Annotated in this window: 16 protein-coding genes; 7 read left to right on the top strand and 9 right to left on the bottom strand. The window is 60.6% G+C overall.

Annotation, left to right across the window (positions count from 1 at the left end):
* Positions 1-61 precede the first annotated feature (61 nt).
* On the top strand, positions 62-1,837 hold the full coding sequence (locus AAID99_RS07865; RefSeq protein WP_229719766.1) for an ABC transporter ATP-binding protein: 1,776 nt from the start codon (positions 62-64) through the stop codon (positions 1,835-1,837).
* On the opposite strand, the gene AAID99_RS07860 is transcribed toward AAID99_RS07865, so the two are convergent.
* From AAID99_RS07860 to AAID99_RS07835, 6 genes are all read right to left on the bottom strand, one after another.
* Positions 1,832-2,317, bottom strand: a complete 486-nt coding sequence (locus tag AAID99_RS07860) for an RNA pyrophosphohydrolase (RefSeq protein WP_498493597.1) — start codon at positions 2,315-2,317, stop codon at positions 1,832-1,834. The two genes, AAID99_RS07865 and AAID99_RS07860, sit on opposite strands and share 6 nt — an antisense overlap.
* A gap of 54 nt (positions 2,318-2,371) precedes the next feature.
* Entirely contained in the window at positions 2,372-3,859 is a 1,488-nt protein-coding gene (locus AAID99_RS07855) for a S41 family peptidase (RefSeq protein WP_188426043.1), read from the bottom strand.
* Positions 3,860-4,051: 192 nt separating this feature from the next.
* A complete protein-coding gene (locus AAID99_RS07850; RefSeq protein WP_188426042.1) occupies positions 4,052-5,323 on the bottom strand; it encodes a murein hydrolase activator EnvC family protein in 1,272 nt (423 codons plus the stop codon).
* Between the two features lie 8 nt (positions 5,324-5,331).
* A complete protein-coding gene (gpmI, locus tag AAID99_RS07845) occupies positions 5,332-6,870 on the bottom strand; it encodes a 2,3-bisphosphoglycerate-independent phosphoglycerate mutase (RefSeq protein ID WP_188426041.1) in 1,539 nt (512 codons plus the stop codon).
* Positions 6,871-7,039: 169 nt separating this feature from the next.
* Positions 7,040-7,918, bottom strand: a complete 879-nt coding sequence (locus AAID99_RS07840) for an SMP-30/gluconolactonase/LRE family protein (protein WP_498493596.1) — start codon at positions 7,916-7,918, stop codon at positions 7,040-7,042.
* Complete coding sequence (locus AAID99_RS07835) at positions 7,915-8,793, bottom strand: 3-hydroxyacyl-CoA dehydrogenase family protein (RefSeq protein ID WP_498493595.1); 879 nt, start codon at positions 8,791-8,793, stop codon at positions 7,915-7,917. Before AAID99_RS07835 ends, AAID99_RS07840 begins: the two co-directional genes overlap by 4 nt.
* A gap of 128 nt (positions 8,794-8,921) precedes the next feature.
* Between AAID99_RS07835 and AAID99_RS07830 the strand changes: the two genes are divergently transcribed.
* From AAID99_RS07830 to AAID99_RS07815, 4 genes are read left to right on the top strand one after another with little or no spacing between them, the layout of a single operon-like run.
* A complete protein-coding gene (locus AAID99_RS07830) occupies positions 8,922-9,857 on the top strand; it encodes a LysR family transcriptional regulator (RefSeq protein WP_188426039.1) in 936 nt (311 codons plus the stop codon).
* A 55-nt stretch (positions 9,858-9,912) separates the two neighbouring features.
* Positions 9,913-10,299 carry a peptide-methionine (R)-S-oxide reductase MsrB gene (gene msrB / locus AAID99_RS07825; protein ID WP_188426038.1) on the top strand — a complete coding sequence of 129 codons (387 nt, stop codon included), beginning with the start codon at positions 9,913-9,915 and terminating at the stop codon, positions 10,297-10,299.
* Between the two features lie 32 nt (positions 10,300-10,331).
* A complete protein-coding gene (gene upp, locus AAID99_RS07820; protein ID WP_188426037.1) occupies positions 10,332-10,973 on the top strand; it encodes a uracil phosphoribosyltransferase in 642 nt (213 codons plus the stop codon).
* Between the two features lie 2 nt (positions 10,974-10,975).
* A complete protein-coding gene (locus AAID99_RS07815; protein ID WP_188426036.1) occupies positions 10,976-11,203 on the top strand; it encodes a hypothetical protein in 228 nt (75 codons plus the stop codon).
* Between the two features lie 212 nt (positions 11,204-11,415).
* On the opposite strand, the gene AAID99_RS07810 is transcribed toward AAID99_RS07815, so the two are convergent.
* The 3 genes from AAID99_RS07810 to AAID99_RS07800 all read right to left on the bottom strand — a co-directional run bounded on the left by AAID99_RS07810 (position 11,416) and on the right by AAID99_RS07800 (position 16,447).
* Positions 11,416-14,115 (bottom strand): M16 family metallopeptidase, encoded by a 2,700-nt coding sequence (locus AAID99_RS07810; RefSeq protein WP_498493593.1) that lies wholly within the window; start codon positions 14,113-14,115, stop codon positions 11,416-11,418.
* Positions 14,116-14,195: 80 nt separating this feature from the next.
* Positions 14,196-15,596: a hypothetical protein gene (locus AAID99_RS07805; protein ID WP_188426034.1), complete on the bottom strand. Its 1,401-nt coding sequence runs from the start codon at positions 15,594-15,596 to the stop codon at positions 14,196-14,198.
* A 20-nt stretch (positions 15,597-15,616) separates the two neighbouring features.
* Positions 15,617-16,447, bottom strand: a complete 831-nt coding sequence (locus tag AAID99_RS07800; RefSeq protein ID WP_188426033.1) for an ABC transporter ATP-binding protein — start codon at positions 16,445-16,447, stop codon at positions 15,617-15,619.
* A 206-nt stretch (positions 16,448-16,653) separates the two neighbouring features.
* Here AAID99_RS07800 and AAID99_RS07795 point away from each other — a divergent pair, with 206 nt between their 5' ends.
* Both AAID99_RS07795 and AAID99_RS07790 read left to right on the top strand, forming a co-directional pair.
* Positions 16,654-17,181: a hypothetical protein gene (locus AAID99_RS07795; RefSeq protein ID WP_188426032.1), complete on the top strand. Its 528-nt coding sequence runs from the start codon at positions 16,654-16,656 to the stop codon at positions 17,179-17,181.
* Between the two features lie 215 nt (positions 17,182-17,396).
* Positions 17,397-17,897 carry a hypothetical protein gene (locus AAID99_RS07790; protein ID WP_188426031.1) on the top strand — a complete coding sequence of 167 codons (501 nt, stop codon included), beginning with the start codon at positions 17,397-17,399 and terminating at the stop codon, positions 17,895-17,897.
* Positions 17,898-17,941: the final 44 nt, after the last annotated feature.

Below are 17,941 nucleotides of genomic sequence, written 5' to 3'. Positions count from 1 at the left end.
GCAGCAGGCAAGCCAGCCCCCTTTGCGCCGCATCGATCCTCAGGGTGCGCAGGGCCGACAGATGCTCTGGCGTATCTGGCGCGAAGAAGTGCGCCAGCATGTCGGTCGGCTGGCTGGTGTGGTGGTTCTGACCATTCTGACAGCAGGTCTGACCGCGCTTTATCCTCTCGTTATCAAGCGCGCTGTCGACATGTTTGCCGTGCATGATCCGCGCATCCTCTATCAGGTGCCTGCACTTGTGGTTTTAGTGACAGGGCTCAAGGCCGCCAGCCAGTACGGACAGACCCTTTCCGTGCAGAGTCTGGTCCTGGTGGTCATACGCGGCCTGCAATCGCGCATGTTCGCCCACGCGCTGACGGCCGATATCGCCCGTATCGAGCGTGAGGCACCGGCACAATGGGCCGCGCGTTTCACTACCGATGCCGTGTCGATACGCGAGGCCATGATCCGAGCGGTCAATGCGCTGGGCGATGTGGTGACGGTTGTCGGCCTCGTTGCCTCGATGATCTATACTGACTGGGAACTGAGCCTGATTGCGCTCGTGCTCTATCCCGTCGCGGCTGTGCCTATCCAGAAGCTCGGCAAGCGTGTGCGTCGTGCCTCTGGCGGCATGCAGGAACAGATCGGTGAGACGGCGACCCTGCTCAATGAGAGCTTCGCTCTGGCGCGTCAGGTTCGTGTCTACCGCATGGAAGACAGCGAAGCGACGCGTATCGATCGTTCGCTCACCCTGCTGCACAACGCGTTCTGGCGCATCTCACGCGGTCGCGCCCGGGTCGATCCCGTGCTTGAAGTGCTGGGTGGTACAGCTATTGCCGCCGTTCTCGGATTTGCCGGGTGGCGTGCGGCCATGGGCGGCGCCACGCTTGGCGATTTCACGGCTTTCATCGCAGCGCTTTTCGCCGCCTCGCGTCCGTTGCGGTCGCTTGGCTCGCTGAATGCGGCCCTTCAGGAAGGGCTTGGCGGGCTTGAGCGCGTTTTCTCCGTAATCGACGAGCCTCCCGCCGTTGCAGAACGTGCCGATGCGCGCCCCTTGCCACCGGGTCATGGTCGTCTCGTCTTTCAGGATGCCCATTTTGCCTATCCCGATGGGCGGATCGGCCTGAAGGGCTTGAATTTCGATGTGCGTCCAGGCTGGACCGTGGCGCTTGTCGGGCCGTCAGGCGCAGGGAAATCGACGGCATTGTCGCTTATCCCTCGTCTGCATGATGTGAATGGCGGCGGGATATTGCTGGACGGGGTCGATCTTCGTGACCTGCGTCTTGCCGATCTGCGCGATGCCATCGCCTATGTCAGCCAGGACACCACGCTTTTCGATATGTCGGTGCTGGAAAATATCCGCATCGGCCGTCCGAATGCGAGCCGTGCCGAAGTCGAGGCAGCAGCCCTCGCCGCTGCCGTCGATTTTGCCGACACCTTGCCTGAGGGGCTGGATACGCGTGTCGGGCCGGGCGGGCAGCGTCTGTCCGGTGGCCAGCGTCAGCGCGTGGCCCTGGCGCGTGCGCTTCTGCGTGACCCGCGCCTTCTGCTGCTCGACGAAGCCACCAGCGCGCTCGATTCTGAGAGCGAAGCCAAGGTTCAGAAGACGCTTGCCGATCTCAGGCGCGACCGCACCACGATCATCGTGGCGCATCGTCTCTCGACGGTCAAAAGCGCCGATCTGATCATTGTGATGAGCGAGGGCATGGCTGTCGAACTTGGTACCCATGCCGAACTTCAGGCCCAAGGCGGACTATACGCCCGCCTCGTACGCAACCAGTCTCTCGACCTTGTGGACGTGCCTGTCGCTGTCCCGCAGGACGCGCCGCAGCAGGCGATGGAGAACGCGCCCCTATAAGGCGGGGGCGAGCGCAGTGAGAACGGGCAGAAGCTTTTCGTAGAGCGGTTGCTTGAAGCCCAGATTGAAACGCGTGACGTCCTGAGGTGCGACCCATTCCCAGCGGTCGAACTCTGCTGGTTCGGTGCCGTCGCCCATCAGGTCGATGGCGCTGTCCTCCTCGGTCATGCGCATTGCAAACCAGCGCTGTGTCTGGCCGCGATATCTGCCATGCAGCGCCTTGCCGATCAGATGGGGCGGCAGATCATAGGACAACCAGCCGGGAAAACTGCCGAGCAGCGTGGCATGACGCAGGCCGGTCTCTTCACGCAGCTCCCTGATAGCGGCTTCTTCGGGGGTTTCATTGTCGTCTATGCCCCCCTGCGGGCATTGCCATACATCCTTGAGGTCAGTGCGTCTGGCCAGAAAAAGCGCGCCCGCGCGATTGAACAGCATGATGCCGACATTGGGGCGATAGGGAAGGGTTTCAGGATCGATCATGACGGAAGGCTCATAAGAAACCGGCCCCACTGAGGGGGCCGGCAAGGGGTGAGATCAGTGCTTGGGTGCCGGTGCCGGCGGAGCGGCAGGTGCCGGGGCCGGTTTCTGGTCTTTCTTGTCCGACGGTTTGTCGGCGGCTGGCTGACCCAGAGGAAGCGCCTCGTCGGGAAGAGAGGCCATGGCGCGCACCACACGCAGACCCTGCTGAAGCTGGAAATCCGTCGCGGGCTTGGACAGTTCGAAGCGCGGCCAGTTTTCCGGCGGGGCATTGGGAATGCTGGTCGAGATCGACGGCAGATCGGTGCGTACCGGTGCCTTGTTCTTGTTGCCGCCTGTATTGGTGATGATATGGGCAAGATCGGCCTCTCGATAGCCGTAGCCATCGTCCTCCTTGCTCTCCTTCACCATGATATCCGGGGCAATGCCCAGCGCCTGGATCGAGCGCCCGGAGGGCGTGTAATAGCGTGCCGTGGTCAGGCGCACCGCGCCATGACCGGGCACGGGGATAAGTGACTGGACCGAACCTTTGCCGAAGGATTTTTCGCCCAGAAGAACGGCGCGACGATGGTCCTGAAGCGCACCGGCCACGATTTCCGAAGCCGAGGCCGAACCGCCATCGATCAGGACCACGATGGGCAGCTTGCCGGTGATATCGGTGCCCTTGGCATCCCAGCGACGGTTGTTTTCAGCATGGCGCCCGCGGATCGAGACAATCTCACCCTCGGGAATGAAATCGTCACTGACCGAAATGGCCTGATCGAGCTTGCCGCCCGGATTGAGACGCAGATCGAGCACGAGACCCTGCAGCTTGCCGCCCGCCTTGGCCTTGAGCTTGTCAAAGGCCTCATGCATTGCGGTTTCGGTGTCGTCGTCGAATTCGGAAATGCGAATATAGCCGATATTGCCATAGAGCGCCGAACGCACGACCTGCACATGCACGACTTCACGCGTCATGGTGATCTTGAGCGGCTTGGGCTCCTTGGCGCGAATGATCGTCAGCGTGATCTTGGTGCCCGGATCGCCACGCATCTTGGTGACGGCCTGATCAAGCGTCATGCCTTCGAGAGACTTGCCATCGACTTCGGTGATGTAGTCACCCGGCTTGAGCCCGGCGCGCGAGGCGGGGGTGCCATCGATGGGCGAAACCACACGGATATGGCCGTTCTGCTGCTGGACCTGAACGCCCAGGCCGCCGAACTTGCCGCTGATCTGGATCTGCATGTCCTTGAACTGCTTTTCGTTCATATAGGAGCTATGCGGATCGAGACCGCCGACCATGCCGTCGAGCGCGTTGTTGATCAGATCCTTGTCGCTGACCGGTTCGACATACTCGGCGCGCACCAGATCGAGCACGGTGCCGAACAGGGTCAGCAGGCGCAGGGTCTCGCTGTGATTATCGGGGTCGGCGGCGACCTCCTTCGCGAAGGCCTTGCTGCTGATCATCTGCCCAAGGCTTGGCGCCATCAGGGCTTCCAACGTCGGACCGGCGGTGATTCCGGCCAGGAATGCCGTTCCGAGCAGCAGACCAGTGCGGAGCTTCATGCAATTCATCCCTTGAATCCGGCCCGGAGCCGATCCTGTTAGCGTCTCTTTGCCTGCAGGACCCGAAAACCGGGAACCCTGCCGGGCGGAAGTCTGAAATCTATAGCGTTCTTAACGCAGTCTGTCGAAACAACACAGACTCGCCAAGCGCGATCATGCAATTCGGTTTGCCCGATCCTGTCGCGCCTCCCGTCAGAGATAGGGGCGCGGATCGATGATCTTTCTGCCAGAGCGCAACTGCACGAAGAGCCGCCCGCCCGCAGCGTCCATGGCGCCCAGCGCCATGTTGCGACTGACATTCTGACCGCTCGCCACGGAAAGCTGCCCGATGCCGGACAGGACAAAGCGGTAATGGCGCCCGCAATCGAGAATGATCATATTGCCGAAAGAGCGAAACGGCCCCGCAAAATCGATCTGACCGGCGCAGGGCGCGCTGACCGGGCTCGATGCCTGCGCCATATAGGTGATGCCCGTGGCCGGGCCGCTTTCCGTGTCCTGATGCCACGCAGTAACGACACTGCCTGCAACCGGGCCATGCCCGCCTCCATGGCTGATGCCGCCGCCTGCCGAGCTGCTCAGGCGTCTGGCTTGGCTGCTCATGGCCTGGGCCTTTTCCTTCTGGTTCTGCAGCGCAAGCGCCTTTGCTTCCTCTTCCATACGCGCGCGCAGACGGGCCTGAGTCCTGTCTATGGCGGTGAGCGCGTCATCGAGTGTTGCGGCAGTGGCTGTGGCCGAAGCGATTTCGGCGCGAGCCTCTTTCAGACGGGCCTCGGCTTCTTCCTGTTGCTTCGTCGCATCGTCCATCTTGCGCGCATTGGCGTCACGCAGTCTTGCCTGCGTCTTTCTGGCTGTCTCGAGTGCCTCGTTGCGCTCTGCGAGATGCTGCGCGGTCTGGCGAAGAAGGGTTTCCTGTCCGCGAAGATCGTCTGCCTGCCGGGTGGTGAGGCGGGCCAGACCTGCAATGAGGCTCAGCCCCTGAACCGACTCATCTGCCTGACCGGACAGGGCGACAAATGACGTGCTCGGGTAGCGCGCAAGACGGAGCGCCACGGGCAGAATGGCCTGCAGGCTGGCCCGTCTGCGGGCAAGAGCCGCCGTTTGCCGCTTCTGCTGCTCGGTGAGCTGCGCAATCTCCTGCGTGAGGCTGTCGATCTGTTTTTCTGTCTCGGCGAGCGCTGTCGCAGCCTGATCGCTCAGGGCAGAAAAATGGCGCGCGCGTTCCGCCTGCAAAGCGGCATCCTGAGCGGCTTTTGTCTGGGCCTTGCGTTGGGCGTCAATCAGCGCTGCTTCGCGGGCCTTGCGCGAAAGCAGAGCCTCGCGGTCATGCTTTGCCTTGTCGAGGGCCTTCTGGCTGGCGCTCTGGGCGACATGTCTGGCGTTGGTCGCGGCAAGCGTCGGGGTCGGTCCCATGAGACAGACCCCAAGCAGCAGGGAACCGGTCAGGAGCGGTTTCTTGACCGGCATGTACAGGCTTAGCCGTTGATGAGGCATTTACCGGTCATTTCTGCCGGCTTCTTCAGGTTCATCAGGGTCAGCAGCGTCGGGGCCAGATCGGCCAGACGGCCGTCATGGATCGCGGGAATGCCGCGCCCGCCATGCAGGATGACCGGCACGCGGTTGAGCGTGTGCGCGGTATGCACACCACCCGTCACCGGGTCGCGCATGGTTTCGCAATTGCCGTGATCAGCCGTGACGATAAGCGCACCGCCCATCTTGTCGATGGCGTCGACGATACGCCCAAGACCGGTATCGACGGCCTCGCAGGCCTTGATGGCGGCAGACAGCACGCCCGTATGGCCCACCATGTCCGGATTGGCGAAATTGAGGACGATCAGGTCGAATTTGCCGCTCTCGATCGACTCAACCGCACGATCGGTCAGCTCAGGTGCCGACATTTCCGGCTGAAGGTCATAGGTCGCGACCTTGGGTGAGGGGACCAGAATGCGCTCTTCACCCGGCAGGATGGCTTCGCGCCCGCCGTTGAGGAAGTAGGTCACATGCGGATATTTCTCGGTTTCGGCCATGCGCAGCTGTGCCAGGCCGGCCTGCGAGACGACATCGCCCAGAAGATGCTCCATCGACTGCTTGGGGAACATCACGCTCATGAACGGCGCCAGAGCTGAGCTATAGGCTGTCATGCCGCAGACAGAGGCAAACTTGACGATCTTCGAGCGCACAAACCCGTCAAAATCAGGGAAGAGCATGGCGTCGAGCAGTTCGCGGATGCGGTCTGCGCGGAAATTGGCCGACAGAATGCCGTCGCCATCCTTCATGCCGGCATAGTCACCGATCACGGTCGGGATGACGAATTCATCGGTCACGCCCTTCGCCTGGCTGGCGGGCAGAACGGAGAGCGCATCGGCGGCGTGCTCGCCCTTGGCGGATACGATCACGTCATAGGTAAGGCTGACCCGCTCCCAGCGGTTATCGCGATCCATGGCGTAGTAGCGCCCGCTGATGGTTGCGATCGACGCCCCTGCGGGCAGTTCGGCAGCAAGGGTGCGGATATAGCCATCGCCTGAATCGGGAGCCGTGTCGCGCCCGTCAGAGAACACGTGCAGGGCCACCTTTACCCCGGCGGCAGCCACGATTTTCGCAAGGGCAGCGATGTGATCCATATGGGCATGAACGCCACCCGGCGAGACAAGGCCGACGAGATGACAGGTGCCACCGCTGGCTTTCAGCGCATCGATGAAGGCGCAGAGAGCCGGGTTTTGGGCCAGAGAGCCGTCACGTGCGGCGCGGGTGATGCGCGGCAGATCCTGCATGACCACGCGACCGGCACCGATATTGAGATGGCCGACTTCGGAATTGCCCATCTGCCCCTCGGGCAGACCCACATCTTCACCGCAGGCCTTGAGATAGGCATGGGGGGAGCTGGCCCAAAGACGGTCGAAATTCGGCGTGTTGGCGAGGGCAACAGCGTTGTCTTCATGGGTTGCGCTGTCACCGAACCCGTCGAGGATGACGAGCATGACCGGGCGTGGCGTGCCGGAATGCGATGCGGACATGAGAAGTCTCCTGCAATTTTGCGCGTATCATGACGCATTTCGGCGCTTATGCGAACTCTCCCCCCGAGGGCGGAGGCAATTTTATTGAGGTTACTGCGATCACAAGAAAAGTGAGGGGCCAGCAGGCGCTGGCCCCTCTAGACGCTCTTCAGGATGGAGGGAATTGCGCTCATTCCACCAGATAAACGCCTGTCGTCGCTGATTGCTGGCGCAGCACGCGGCTCTCGCCCGTCTCCAGATCGACCACACGGATCGTTCCCCCCAGATCGCTGACGAAGGCCTGTTTTTCTGCCTTGTCGATGGCGAGGCCGATGCCCTCGTCAAGGCCGCGCAGGATTACCTTGCGGTCGAAAAGTCCTCTTCGGTCGATGCGCGCCATGTTCAGGCTGTTGCCATCCGGCGGCGCTCCACGATCGGTCCAGTAAAGGTGACCGGAGCCGGGAAAGACATGCAGGTCGATGGGCTCAGGCAGATGATCGGCCAGAATCTCGATATCGTGGCGGTCTGCCGGATCGTCGCCGTCAGCCATTGCCATGGGCATGCGAAAGATCCGGCCGATACCGCCCTTGGGTGAGCCTTTCTGCGTCCAATAGATCTGACGGTTGACCAGATCGAGGGCGATGCCCACACACTGGCGCGAGAAGTCGGGCATGTCCTGCGGATAGTCTCCGCGTTTCAGCAGCACCTCGACGGCCGTTCCGTCGAGAGCGCTACGCATGATCCTCATGCCCTCGCGGTCGCACCAGTAGAGATGCCCGCCGTGCTGATCGACGGCAAGCTGCTTGGGAGTGACGATCTGGCCCTTGCCCACCAGTATCTCATGCTGACTGCCATCAAGCCGGGCACGCTCGATCGTACCGTCGGGGGCCTCCCAGTCTGCCCCCATATTCGTCCAGGTGATCTGACCTGCAGCCTGATCGACACAGATTCCGTCAGGCGTTCCCCAGCGTGCGTCGACATGCCCAACGACGCGCCCGTCGCGTGTCGACAGCGCCGTGATGGCAGGCGGCGCGGTTTCGAGTGTGTAGAGGATGGGATCGTCACTCATGATGCGGTTCCCTTTTCGCTGTAATCATAGAAGCCGCGACCTGTCTTGAGGCCAAGGCGGTTCTCGGCAATCATCTTTTTCAGAAGCACACGCGGCGCCTCGGGCAGATGCGGATAGGCGCGCGCATAATGCTCCTCGATTTGCAGCACGATATCGAGCCCGACCCGGTCCATGGCACGGAACGGCCCCATGGGCGTGCCCTGTGTCTCGCAGTAAATGCGGTCGATCACTTCGGGAGTGGCGACCCCTTCGGCGGCAACGCAGAGCGCCTCACGCTTGATGGCGGCCCAGATACGGTTTTCGATGAAGCCGATGCTTTCTTTCTGCGCGATATAGGGTGAAAGCCCCAGCGTCGAAAAATAGCCAGCGAGTTCTTCCATCAATCCCGGTCTCGTGGCGCCGCAAGACATGAGTTCCACCGCACGCTGCTCGGGTGGCATCATGAAATGCGTATTGAGCATGCGAGATTTGTCCGCAACTTCCGCCGCCATCTTGCTGGAAGGGTAAGACGATGAATTCGTGGCCAGAATCGCGTCGGGTGCGGCTTTTTGCGACAGCGTGCCGAAAAGAGGGATCTTGAGATCCAGTCGCTCGGGAAGCGCCTCGATAATCAGCCAGGCGCCGTCGATTGTGGCCTCCAGCGTGGGGGCGCTGTCGATCTGACCGGCCACGCCACCCTCGAGTGTGGCGACCACACTCGCAAGTGTTTGTCGTGCGTAGTCGAGACCGGCCTGGGCCGCTGAGGCGTTGCTGTCGAACAGACGTACCTGCCCGCCACGCGCCGCGAGCATCAGCGCAATGCGTCTGCCGAGCGTACCCGCGCCAATGACTGCTGCGGGACGTGTTCTGGCCTGTTCGATTATGGTGTTCGTCACGGGAAATCTCCTTTGTGTCAGGAGACGGCAAGGACTGCCGCCTTTCCGACTGAATTGGAGAGATCATAACGCAGTTCGAAAGGCCGAAATCTTGCAATAACGCAGGTCATGACTGCATAAATTCAGGGATGAGCCGGAACGAATACAGTGTTTTTGTCGCAGTCGCCGATAGTCTGAGCTACACGCGCGCTGCCAGACGGCTCGGTGTGCATGCCACCAGCGTCTCGCGCAGTGTCGAGCGGCTGGAAACCCGTCTCGGGTTGAGCCTTGTCGAGACAGGGGCTGACGGCCTGCGTCTGACCGAAGCCGGAGAGCGTCTCAGTGCCTTTGTGGCGCCTTTGCTTGATACGCTCGATAATGGTGTGGCGGCGCTCTGTCGTGATGCCCGCAGCGGTGGTGTGCTGCGCATTGCGGCGCCGCCCGAAATTCTGATTTCCTGCGTCAATCCGATTGTCAGGGAAATGCTGTCGCAGAACCCGGCCATGCGGGTGTCGCTTGAGGCCAGCGTTAGTCTGCCCGATTTCAAACGCGCCGAATGCGATATCTTTCTCAGCCACCGGCGAGATGAGATGAATGAGGGCGATTATCGCATCAGGCGTATTGGCACCTATGACATCGCCCTGTTCGCCTCGCCGGAGTTTCTCGCGAGGCAGGGCCATCCCGCCATACCGCAGGATCTCTCCTCGTTTCCCTGCCTTACCCGCCCCGGCGAGCAGAGTTGGACACTTATTCCGATCGAAGAGGAGGAGGGACGATGTGCGGCAGGGCAGATCGATATTCCGCTCGACAGTCGCATTGCTGCGACACCCGCGCCGATCCGTCTCGATTTTGCCTGTGCAGGCAGCGGCATCATTGCAGCCAGTCTCGAATTATGTGCGCAGCCTCTGGCAGAGGGCAGGCTCATGCGCGTCCTGCCTGGCTATCGCCTGCCATCGGGTGCGCTTTTCGCAGCCCAGCCCATGAGGCATCATACGCGTCCCATTGCCGATGACTTTCTCACCCGTCTTGTCGACCGGCTGAAATTGAACCGCAAGCAGAGTGAGGCGCTGGAAAAAACACGCTGAGGCGCCATATCTGGCGTATTCTCCCGTCTACCCGCCCCGGAAAAGGATCCTTTCCATGAGCGACGATATCCAGATGCCAAGCTGTGGCCTGCCCTTGACCCCCGAGCAGCATCGCGTGCTGCGCGAGCATGGCACGGAGCGACCGGGTTCGAGCCCGCTCAATGATGAAAAGCGCGAGGGCGTCTATCATTGTGCCGGCTGCGGCGAGCCTTTGTTCGACTCCTCGACCAAATATGAGAGCGGCAGTGGCTGGCCGTCCTTTTTCAGACCGCGCGACGGCATGACCGAAACCACGGTCGACAAGACGCTGGGCATGACACGTATCGAGGTGCATTGCGCCGGGTGCAAGGGTCATCTGGGTCATGTCTTCCCTGACGGGCCGAAACCGACCGGATTGCGTTTTTGCATGAATGGTGTGGCGCTTCGCTTCGAACCAAGCTGACAGCGCAACGATTTTTCGGTAAGGATCGCGCCATGACTGCCCTTCCTGACTCCCTGGTCGTGCTCGACCACCCGCTCGTTCAACACAAGCTGACCCGTCTGCGTCAGGCCTCTACCTCGACTGCGGGGTTCAGAAGGCTGACGCGCGAGCTGAGCCTGCTTATGTGCTATGAGGCCACGCGCGACCTCAGCACCGAGCCGGTCGAGATCGATACCCCGCTCGAGCGCATGGAGGGGCGTCAGCTCTCCGGCAAGAAGCTCTGCTTCGTGTCGATCCTGCGTGCGGGCAACGGCATTCTGGACGGTATGCTCGACCTCATTCCCGCAGCCCGTGTGGGCCATGTCGGGCTCTATCGCGATCACGATACGCTCGAAGCGGTCGAATACTACATGAAGCTGCCTGATGACGTCGCCGAGCGCGACTGCATTGTGGTCGATCCCATGCTGGCCACTGGCCACAGCGCGGCGGCGGCACTCGATCGCATCAAGGCCAGCGGCGTACGCAAGATCATTTTTGTCTGCCTGCTTGCTGCGCCTGAGGGTGTGGCCTGCCTGGCAGAGCGTCATCCCGATGTGCGTGTCGTGACCTGTGCGGTCGATCGCGGTCTGGACGAAAAAGGCTATATCCGCCCGGGTCTGGGCGATGCAGGCGACCGCCTGTTTGGAACCCGCTGATCATGACCAGCGAAGATATTGATGAATGGCTCGATAGCTGGGTCGAAACGCATCACCAGCATTGGGGCACGCCAGAGCAGGCCGCTCAGGCCTGTGTTGCTGCGGCTGGTGAGGCCGGTATTTCCGAACGCGATCTGAATTCGGCTACTGGCGGCGATCTGGCAGCCTATCTTGAAGAGGAGGCTGCGGCGATTGCTGAAGCCTCAGGCGCCGCCCCTTCAGACTTCTGAAAAACGGGTATCCAAAGGGCGACCGCCCTTTGGCGGGGTTCGGGGCAGAGCCCCTAAAGCACCTTCTGAAACAGGAACGCCCCGCCGCGCTGCCGGGCTGAGCCCTGTTCCATACGAGAGAGGGCGTACCCTCTCTCGTCTTGCTGACTCTGGCGTCCTCAAAGGCCGACTGCCTGTTCGCAAGGCTCGGGGCAAAGCCCCGAAAAGACCCGTTATTTCGGCGCAGGACCACGAATGATCTGGGCCATCTCATCAGGGCGAACCCAGTGATGGAAGGCTTCCTGCACCTGTCTGGCGCTCATGGCGTAGACGGTCCTGGCGCGGTCATCGGGCTCGGTGAGGGGTAGGCCGAGATCGACAAGCGACAGATACTGACCGGCAATACCGCCGAAGCTGGCGCGCTCCATCGGGATAGCGCGCAGGATCGACGCCTTGGCGTTGAGCAGTTCGTCGTCAGAGACCGGGCTGGATTGCATGGACGAGACGTTGCGCAGGGCAGCATCGCGGGCCTTGCTGGTCTTGTCCGGGTCCGACCCGTAAGAGATCATGAAAGCGCCGCGATTGGCCGACCAGGCGAAGTCGGAGCCTGTGGTGTAGACCATGCCGCTGCGCACGCGCAGATCCTGCATGAGACGCGACGAAAAGCCTGAGCCGAGAACTTCATTGCCGACTTCAAGTGCATAGCGATCGGGGTTCTTCACGCCGCTGGCGACGGTTTGGGCAAGGTAGACGGAATCCTGCACGCGACCCGGGTCGTCGATGATCGCCTGCGAGTGCTTGCTCTGGGGACGCGCGGGCAGGTCAACCGCAGGTTGTGGGCCTGTCGCGGCCCAGGCGCTGAACGCCGATTCAACCGAAGCCCTGGCTTTTTCGGGGGTGATGTCACCGATCACGACAATGGTGGTCAGGTCGGGGCGATAGGCCGCCTTGTAGAAATCCTGCACATCAGCCAGCGAAATCGACGAGAGCGTCTGGGGTGTGGTTTCGCGAAGTGACGGATCATCAGCGGGGGAGAGTGCTTTTGTCACGGCACGCTGGAAGCGATAGCCGGGCGATTGCAGAACGCCTGCCTGCGTCGCGATGGCCTGCTGCTTCATGATCATGAAAGCCTGCGCGGGAAAAGCCGGGTGAAGCTCGTTTTCAGCCAGGAGCGCCAGCGTCTTGTCAAAATTGGCGCTTAGCGTGCTGAGAGAGAAGGAGACACCCCCACTGGCATCAGAGGCGAGGGCGTCGAGGGCCGCTGCGAAAGCGAGGCGATCATGACTCGTGCTGCCGAACAGGAAAAGATCGCTCGTCAGATCGGCAACGCCTTCCTTGCCCTTGGGCTGCTGCAGGTAGCTGTTATGGCGGATGGAGCCGTAGAGGCGGATTGTATGGCTGACATGCTCGGGCTGCACCAGAAGCGTGATGCCATTCTTGAGCGTGTAGCGTGCGGGCAGGCTGAGTGGCTCGGGCTTGGGCAGATCGGCCAGAGCCGTCGCAGCCCAGTCGGGCAGGGTGATATTCTTGCTGGGCGGCGGCAGAAGCGATTCCGGCCCCTTGGCGCCACCGATCTGGGGTGACTTGCCGCCCGACGGAGTCAGAATGCCGGTCACAGCATGAGCCGGGTCGAGCAGGCGGGCGGCAAGAGCATTGACCTGCTCAAGCGTGACGCCGCGATAGGCCTTCACCAGATCGGCGGGCGAATTCACGCCGCTATAGGCCAAGGCATCGGCCCAGCTCTGGGTCAGATCGGTAATGCTGTTGGCGTTGAATTCAAGAGCGGCAATTTCCTTGCGCTTGGCCGCCTCGACCAGATCGGCAGGTACGCCTTTCTGGCGGATCGTTTCGAGAATGCCGCGCACTTCGCCCAGCAGCGCGCTGGGGTCCTGCCCCTTGGGGAAGGCGGCCAGCGCACTGCCGACACCGGCATGCACGCGGGCGTTATAGGAAAATTCGGTTCCCAATGCCTTGCCCTGGGGCACAAGAGCGAAAAGGGCGCCGCGCTGACTGCTCAGGACATCCGCAAGAATTTGCGCCGCTGCGTAATCCGGGCTCTGTGAGCCGGGCATACGATAGGCGATGCTCAGAATGCCTGTGGCGTAGTCGCTGTCGATCTTGATGGTCTGCGGCGTGACGGGGGCCGGCTCGACCACGGGGCGGGCGGGGAGCTTGCCCGAGGGGATGGCGCTGAACTGGCTGCGCACCTTGTCGAGCGTGGTCGCCGGATCGATATCCCCGACAATGAGCAGGATCGCGTTGTTTGGCTGGTACCAGCTGTCATAGAAGCCGCGCAGCAGTTTTGCGTCGGTCTTGTCGAAGGAGTCACGCGTACCCAGCGCATCGTGCTCATAGGGCGTGCCCCCGAACAGGGCGCGATTCAGCGCGATCGTATAGCGCTGGAAAGGCATCGAAAGGTCGCGGGCGACTTCCTGTTCGATAGCACCGCGCTCATGTCCCCAATCAGCGTCTGTCAGCAGGACATTGCGCATGCGATCGGCTTCGATTTTGAGCAGGAGATCGAGGTAATGCGCGGGTGCCTGAAAATAGAACTGTGTCGTGTCTTCAGTCGTGAAGGCATTGCTGACATTGCCGATGCGCGCACTGACGGTCGAAAGCTGGTCGCGGCTGAGGGCCTTGGAGCCATTGAACATCATGTGTTCGAGCGCATGCGCCGTACCCGGAAAGCCATTGGGTGCAGCTGCCGAACCGGCAAGATAGATGACCTGTGTCTGCACCACCGGGGCAAGGCGATCGGGCACGATCACGACGCGCAGCCCGTTCGGCAGGGTGGCCTTTACGGCACTGTCCATCGCAGTGGCCGCATGAGGGGCCGGAGTGGCGGGGGCTGCCAGAGCGGGGAGGGTCAGTGCGGGGGCGACGAGCAGGCTCGACGCCAGAAGCATTTTGCGCAGATGAGGCAGCACGGCCATGTTGAACTCCTGATGGCAGGAAAAGCGGTGAATAGCAGGCAGCGTAACAGCTTGTCGTAGTCTGTCCATGTTGCTTGCGGCTAACGGGGCGGTTCGATCGGCCAGTCCTGTGCGGCAAGACGTGGCGGGACAAAAACATAAAACAGGGCGGCAATGATGAGCGATGCCGGTGCCAGCAGCCAGCGCCACCAGAACCCTGTCTGCAGGATGAGGGATGTCGCGAGTTGCAATCCCAGCACCATGGCGCCGATATTTAGAAACGCGATTGTCGCCCGACGATTGAGTCGCGGGATGATAAAGGCGAGCGTAGGCAGACAACTGGTGCCTATCAGAGCCAGGCCACAGGACCAGCCTGCCGCCAAAGCCCAGGTGAGCGTTGCCCGATGATCGAACCATCCAGTCAGGGCGATCATCGTACCCGCGATGAGACTGGCCTGAAGGGCCCTTTGCAGATGAAGACGATAGACTGCCTGGGCAAAGGCGCGTTTGCTTCCGTAAGGCCCAAGCGTCAGGAGAAAGGGCCAGTCTGCGCGCTGGGTCATCCAGGCTGAAAGACTTACGCCGATCAGAAGGAGGCTCTGACGCGCGAGGTCAGGCAAACGATGGCGCAGGGCGATGAGAGAGGGGGCGACCCCGTCTGCCATCCACGCAATGATTTCTGTCACGCCTCCGAAAATAAGCGTTGCGACGACAACCATCAGGATGACGGCAATCGGGCTGCCGGTCTGAAGAGGATCGGCGAGAGGCAGACGGACAAGCCATGAAGGGCGCCAGAGGATGACGGCGCTGAGACGCTCAACGACAGTGGAGATGCGCTTCGTGCTGCCATCAAGGATAGGGCGAGGCGTTTGGGCTGCCAGACGGTAATCGCTCAGACGATAGAGGTGCAGGACCATACCGAGACAGACGATCATGATGCCGATTGCGGTGTACCAGGGCATGGAGAACAGATAGTTCTGCATTCTGGGAACAAGCAGAAAGATAAACCCGAGCGCTCTGACAATACCCAGTGGCGTCATCACGCTTCGCAGGGCCGCTGCGCGGTTGACGGGCCTGGGGCTGCACCAGAGAACCATGGCAATGGCTTCCAGCGCGAAGCAGTTGACCGCGGGGGCGCCCGTCAGCAGAGGAGGAAGAGCAAGCAGGACACCCAAGGCCAGCGCCATGACAAGGATGGCAAGATATTCAGCGCGCTGCAGCCGATTGAGGAGATAGGTCGTCGGTGTTCGAACCTGTCGCCAGTAATGCAGGCTGATTGCCGAAAATCCGGCATAAAGCGAAACCCACCAGGTCGGGGCCAGAACAGGGGGAATGGCGTAGTGCCCGCTATGCCAGGACCGGACATTCCAGAACAGGAATGCGAGAGTAAAGCAAAGAGCCGTATAAAAAACGGCCAGGATAACGAGAGGGTTCTCGCGCAGGAAAACAGGCGAGACATAAAGCCGCATGGAGCGGAGGCAGTCTTGAAGGACTTGTGTCATCGAGGGGTTTCTGGCGGCGTTCATCGTGTCAGCGCCAGAAAATAGGCTTCCATATCGCCTGCAAGAACCGGCAGATTCCTCGCGTCCAGTTCAGGTCGCCAGCCACGCACCCAGACACTGCCATCGGGCAGGTCAGCCAGGACCTCCAGACCGAGCGCCGTATCGGGCCATATGGCGAGGCGCCGTATCTCACCGGCAAAAACCTCGGCGCTCAGATCGCCGATCAATCTTCCTTTCTTCATGACGAGAAAGCGATCGCAGATGCGTTCCAGATCGGAGATGATATGGGACGAGATCAGGGCTGTCGTCTCGCGTCGCTGTACGGTCTCAGACAAAAGCGCGATGAAATCATGCCGTGCCATCGGGTCGAGGCTCGCGACCGGCTCGTCGAGAATGATCAGATCGGGTGAGAAGCGCAGGGCCAGCACGATGGCAAGGCGTTGGCGCTCTCCACCTGACAGGGTGGAGATGCGGGCTTTGGGATCGAGTGCCGCCCAATCTGCCCAGCGCCTGTCTTCCGCGCCGTCCGGCTGGTTGCGAAAGGCGGAGAGATAATCCTTGAGTTCCTGCACGCGAAACCAGGTAAGGCCTGTCATTGTCTGGGGGACGAAGCCGATGCGACACCGCGTTTCAGGGCTCAGTTTGTCGGCGTTTTCACCCCAGATGCGAACAGCGCCTGAGTCAGGCACGAGCAACCCCAGAAGGCATCCGATGAGGGTCGTCTTACCGGCGCCGTTAGGCCCCAGGAGCGCATTGATACTGCCGGGCGCCAGAGAAACGCTGATATCATCCAGAATTTTCCTGCCGTCGTAAGTCTTGCAGAGACGATCGAGAAGGGCCGGATGAAGCATAGAGGGATAACCTTTGTCGATTCGGAACGTTTATCATCTTTTTAACGGTATTTATTGTCAAAAATTATATGATTAACTTTCAGAGATTTTATCTTGTATTGGGATATGCCTGCGCTTCTGTCGGGGGCGTCCGGTGGGAGGGGACCCCTCTTGCGGCGACGAAGAAAACGGGTGCGTGAAGAGCGCGAGCGCGGTAAATCAGTCCCATGTCCACATTTGTCGAACGCATCAATCAGGCCGATCTCTGGCTGCTCGATAGGGTCTTTCAGCCGGTCTCAGACAGGTTGCCCGAAAAGCTCCCTTCGGCGGAACTCGGGATGAGCCTGCAACTCGGGGCGATCGTCTTCTTCCTGGCGGCGATCGTCATCCTTTCCATCAGCGGCTATGCCTCGATTGGTGACTCCGTATTCAATATCCTGAACTGGGTCCTGTTCGTCGCTTTCTATCTCGCCATCATGAGAATGCGCGGGCTGGTCAAGCCGGGTCAGGCCAATCCGCTGCGTTCGATGCTGTTTGGTATGCGCCCGCTCAATGTCGGTTTTCTGATCTACTCATTATGGGTTGGCGTAACCGGCAGCGGCGCTTTGATGCTGGCCAGTCTTTTCATGATCGTATCGAACATGATTTTTACGATGGGGCTCTACTTCGTCTCCTGCCAGCCCCGCCCGCCCGCCCGGCGACGCAGCCAGAGCCGCGTTGAGCTCCGACCCATCATGGGTGGGTTGCGTGACTGAAACCTGACTGCGGGCGCTGCGCGAAACTGCGTCAGACAAGTTTGCTCCCGCACCTTTAATTGAAGATGACGAGCGCAGTATTGCGGGATTATCTGTTGTATTGCGATTGTTCACCCGCCCAAGTGAGATTGGGCGATGCATACGTGGCACCTCATCGATCTGTTCCAGAGCCTTGTGCGGGCCAATACTCGTCGCGAATAAAGGTGTAAATTCAAATGGAACGAATAGAGACTATACGTGGGATCGATATTCCAGAGAAGGTTTCTGGTTGGGTTGATCAGTTCATAAAGCCTAATGATCTCGGTTTCATGTCCTACATACAGGACAGGGTCGATGCGAGTGATATTGTCGTCTTTTCGAAAGTGTTATTTCCAGAGTTTTTTATATTTGATGATGTCGTATTCCTTTCTGATTTCGTGGATGAAGATATGGTGAGAGCGCGTTTCCCGCAATGTAAAGCCAAGGGGAAGGATGAGCGTAGCTTCAATTTGGTGAAGATCTGGGATCTGTTTCCTTGGGGGGCAGAAGAGAGGTCATATGAAGACGCTGGAAAAATAATCGCCTTTGCATGGGATGTATCTTTGAGGCGGACCTTCCCAGACCGTAATTTTTGTGTGGAGTACATAAACTCGGAACAGAATTACGGGCCGATCGTCTCGTTTCACCAAGTGTTCGATCACGGAAAAGCTCCGTCGGAACTGGACGCCGGGCCTTAACAAGGTCGCAAGGCCCGAATGGTTTTGTTCAGGGTAGCAACGCA

The sequence above is a fragment of the Asaia sp. Ae19-3 genome (assembly GCF_059801175.1).
The sequence above is the reverse complement of the archived record's forward strand: the minus strand, read 5'-3'. Positions and strand labels throughout refer to the sequence as shown.

Bases quoted from the DNA above. Each gene is read 5' to 3' on its own strand.
- AAID99_RS07865 (WP_229719766.1), top strand. From the start codon at position 62: ATGCTCTGGCGTATCTGGCGCGAAGAAGTGCGCCAGCATGTCGGTCGG.
- AAID99_RS07860 (WP_498493597.1), bottom strand. From the start codon at position 2,317: ATGATCGATCCTGAAACCCTTCCCTATCGCCCCAATGTCGGCATCATG.
- AAID99_RS07855 (WP_188426043.1), bottom strand. From the start codon at position 3,859: ATGAAGCTCCGCACTGGTCTGCTGCTCGGAACGGCATTCCTGGCCGGA.
- AAID99_RS07850 (WP_188426042.1), bottom strand. From the start codon at position 5,323: ATGCCGGTCAAGAAACCGCTCCTGACCGGTTCCCTGCTGCTTGGGGTC.
- gpmI (WP_188426041.1), bottom strand. From the start codon at position 6,870: ATGTCCGCATCGCATTCCGGCACGCCACGCCCGGTCATGCTCGTCATC.
- AAID99_RS07840 (WP_498493596.1), bottom strand. From the start codon at position 7,918: ATGAGTGACGATCCCATCCTCTACACACTCGAAACCGCGCCGCCTGCC.
- AAID99_RS07830 (WP_188426039.1), top strand. From the start codon at position 8,922: ATGAGCCGGAACGAATACAGTGTTTTTGTCGCAGTCGCCGATAGTCTG.
- msrB (WP_188426038.1), top strand. From the start codon at position 9,913: ATGAGCGACGATATCCAGATGCCAAGCTGTGGCCTGCCCTTGACCCCC.
- upp (WP_188426037.1), top strand. From the start codon at position 10,332: ATGACTGCCCTTCCTGACTCCCTGGTCGTGCTCGACCACCCGCTCGTT.
- AAID99_RS07815 (WP_188426036.1), top strand. From the start codon at position 10,976: ATGACCAGCGAAGATATTGATGAATGGCTCGATAGCTGGGTCGAAACG.
- AAID99_RS07810 (WP_498493593.1), bottom strand. From the start codon at position 14,115: ATGGCCGTGCTGCCTCATCTGCGCAAAATGCTTCTGGCGTCGAGCCTG.
- AAID99_RS07805 (WP_188426034.1), bottom strand. From the start codon at position 15,596: ATGACACAAGTCCTTCAAGACTGCCTCCGCTCCATGCGGCTTTATGTC.
- AAID99_RS07800 (WP_188426033.1), bottom strand. From the start codon at position 16,447: ATGCTTCATCCGGCCCTTCTCGATCGTCTCTGCAAGACTTACGACGGC.
- AAID99_RS07795 (WP_188426032.1), top strand. From the start codon at position 16,654: ATGTCCACATTTGTCGAACGCATCAATCAGGCCGATCTCTGGCTGCTC.
- AAID99_RS07790 (WP_188426031.1), top strand. From the start codon at position 17,397: ATGGAACGAATAGAGACTATACGTGGGATCGATATTCCAGAGAAGGTT.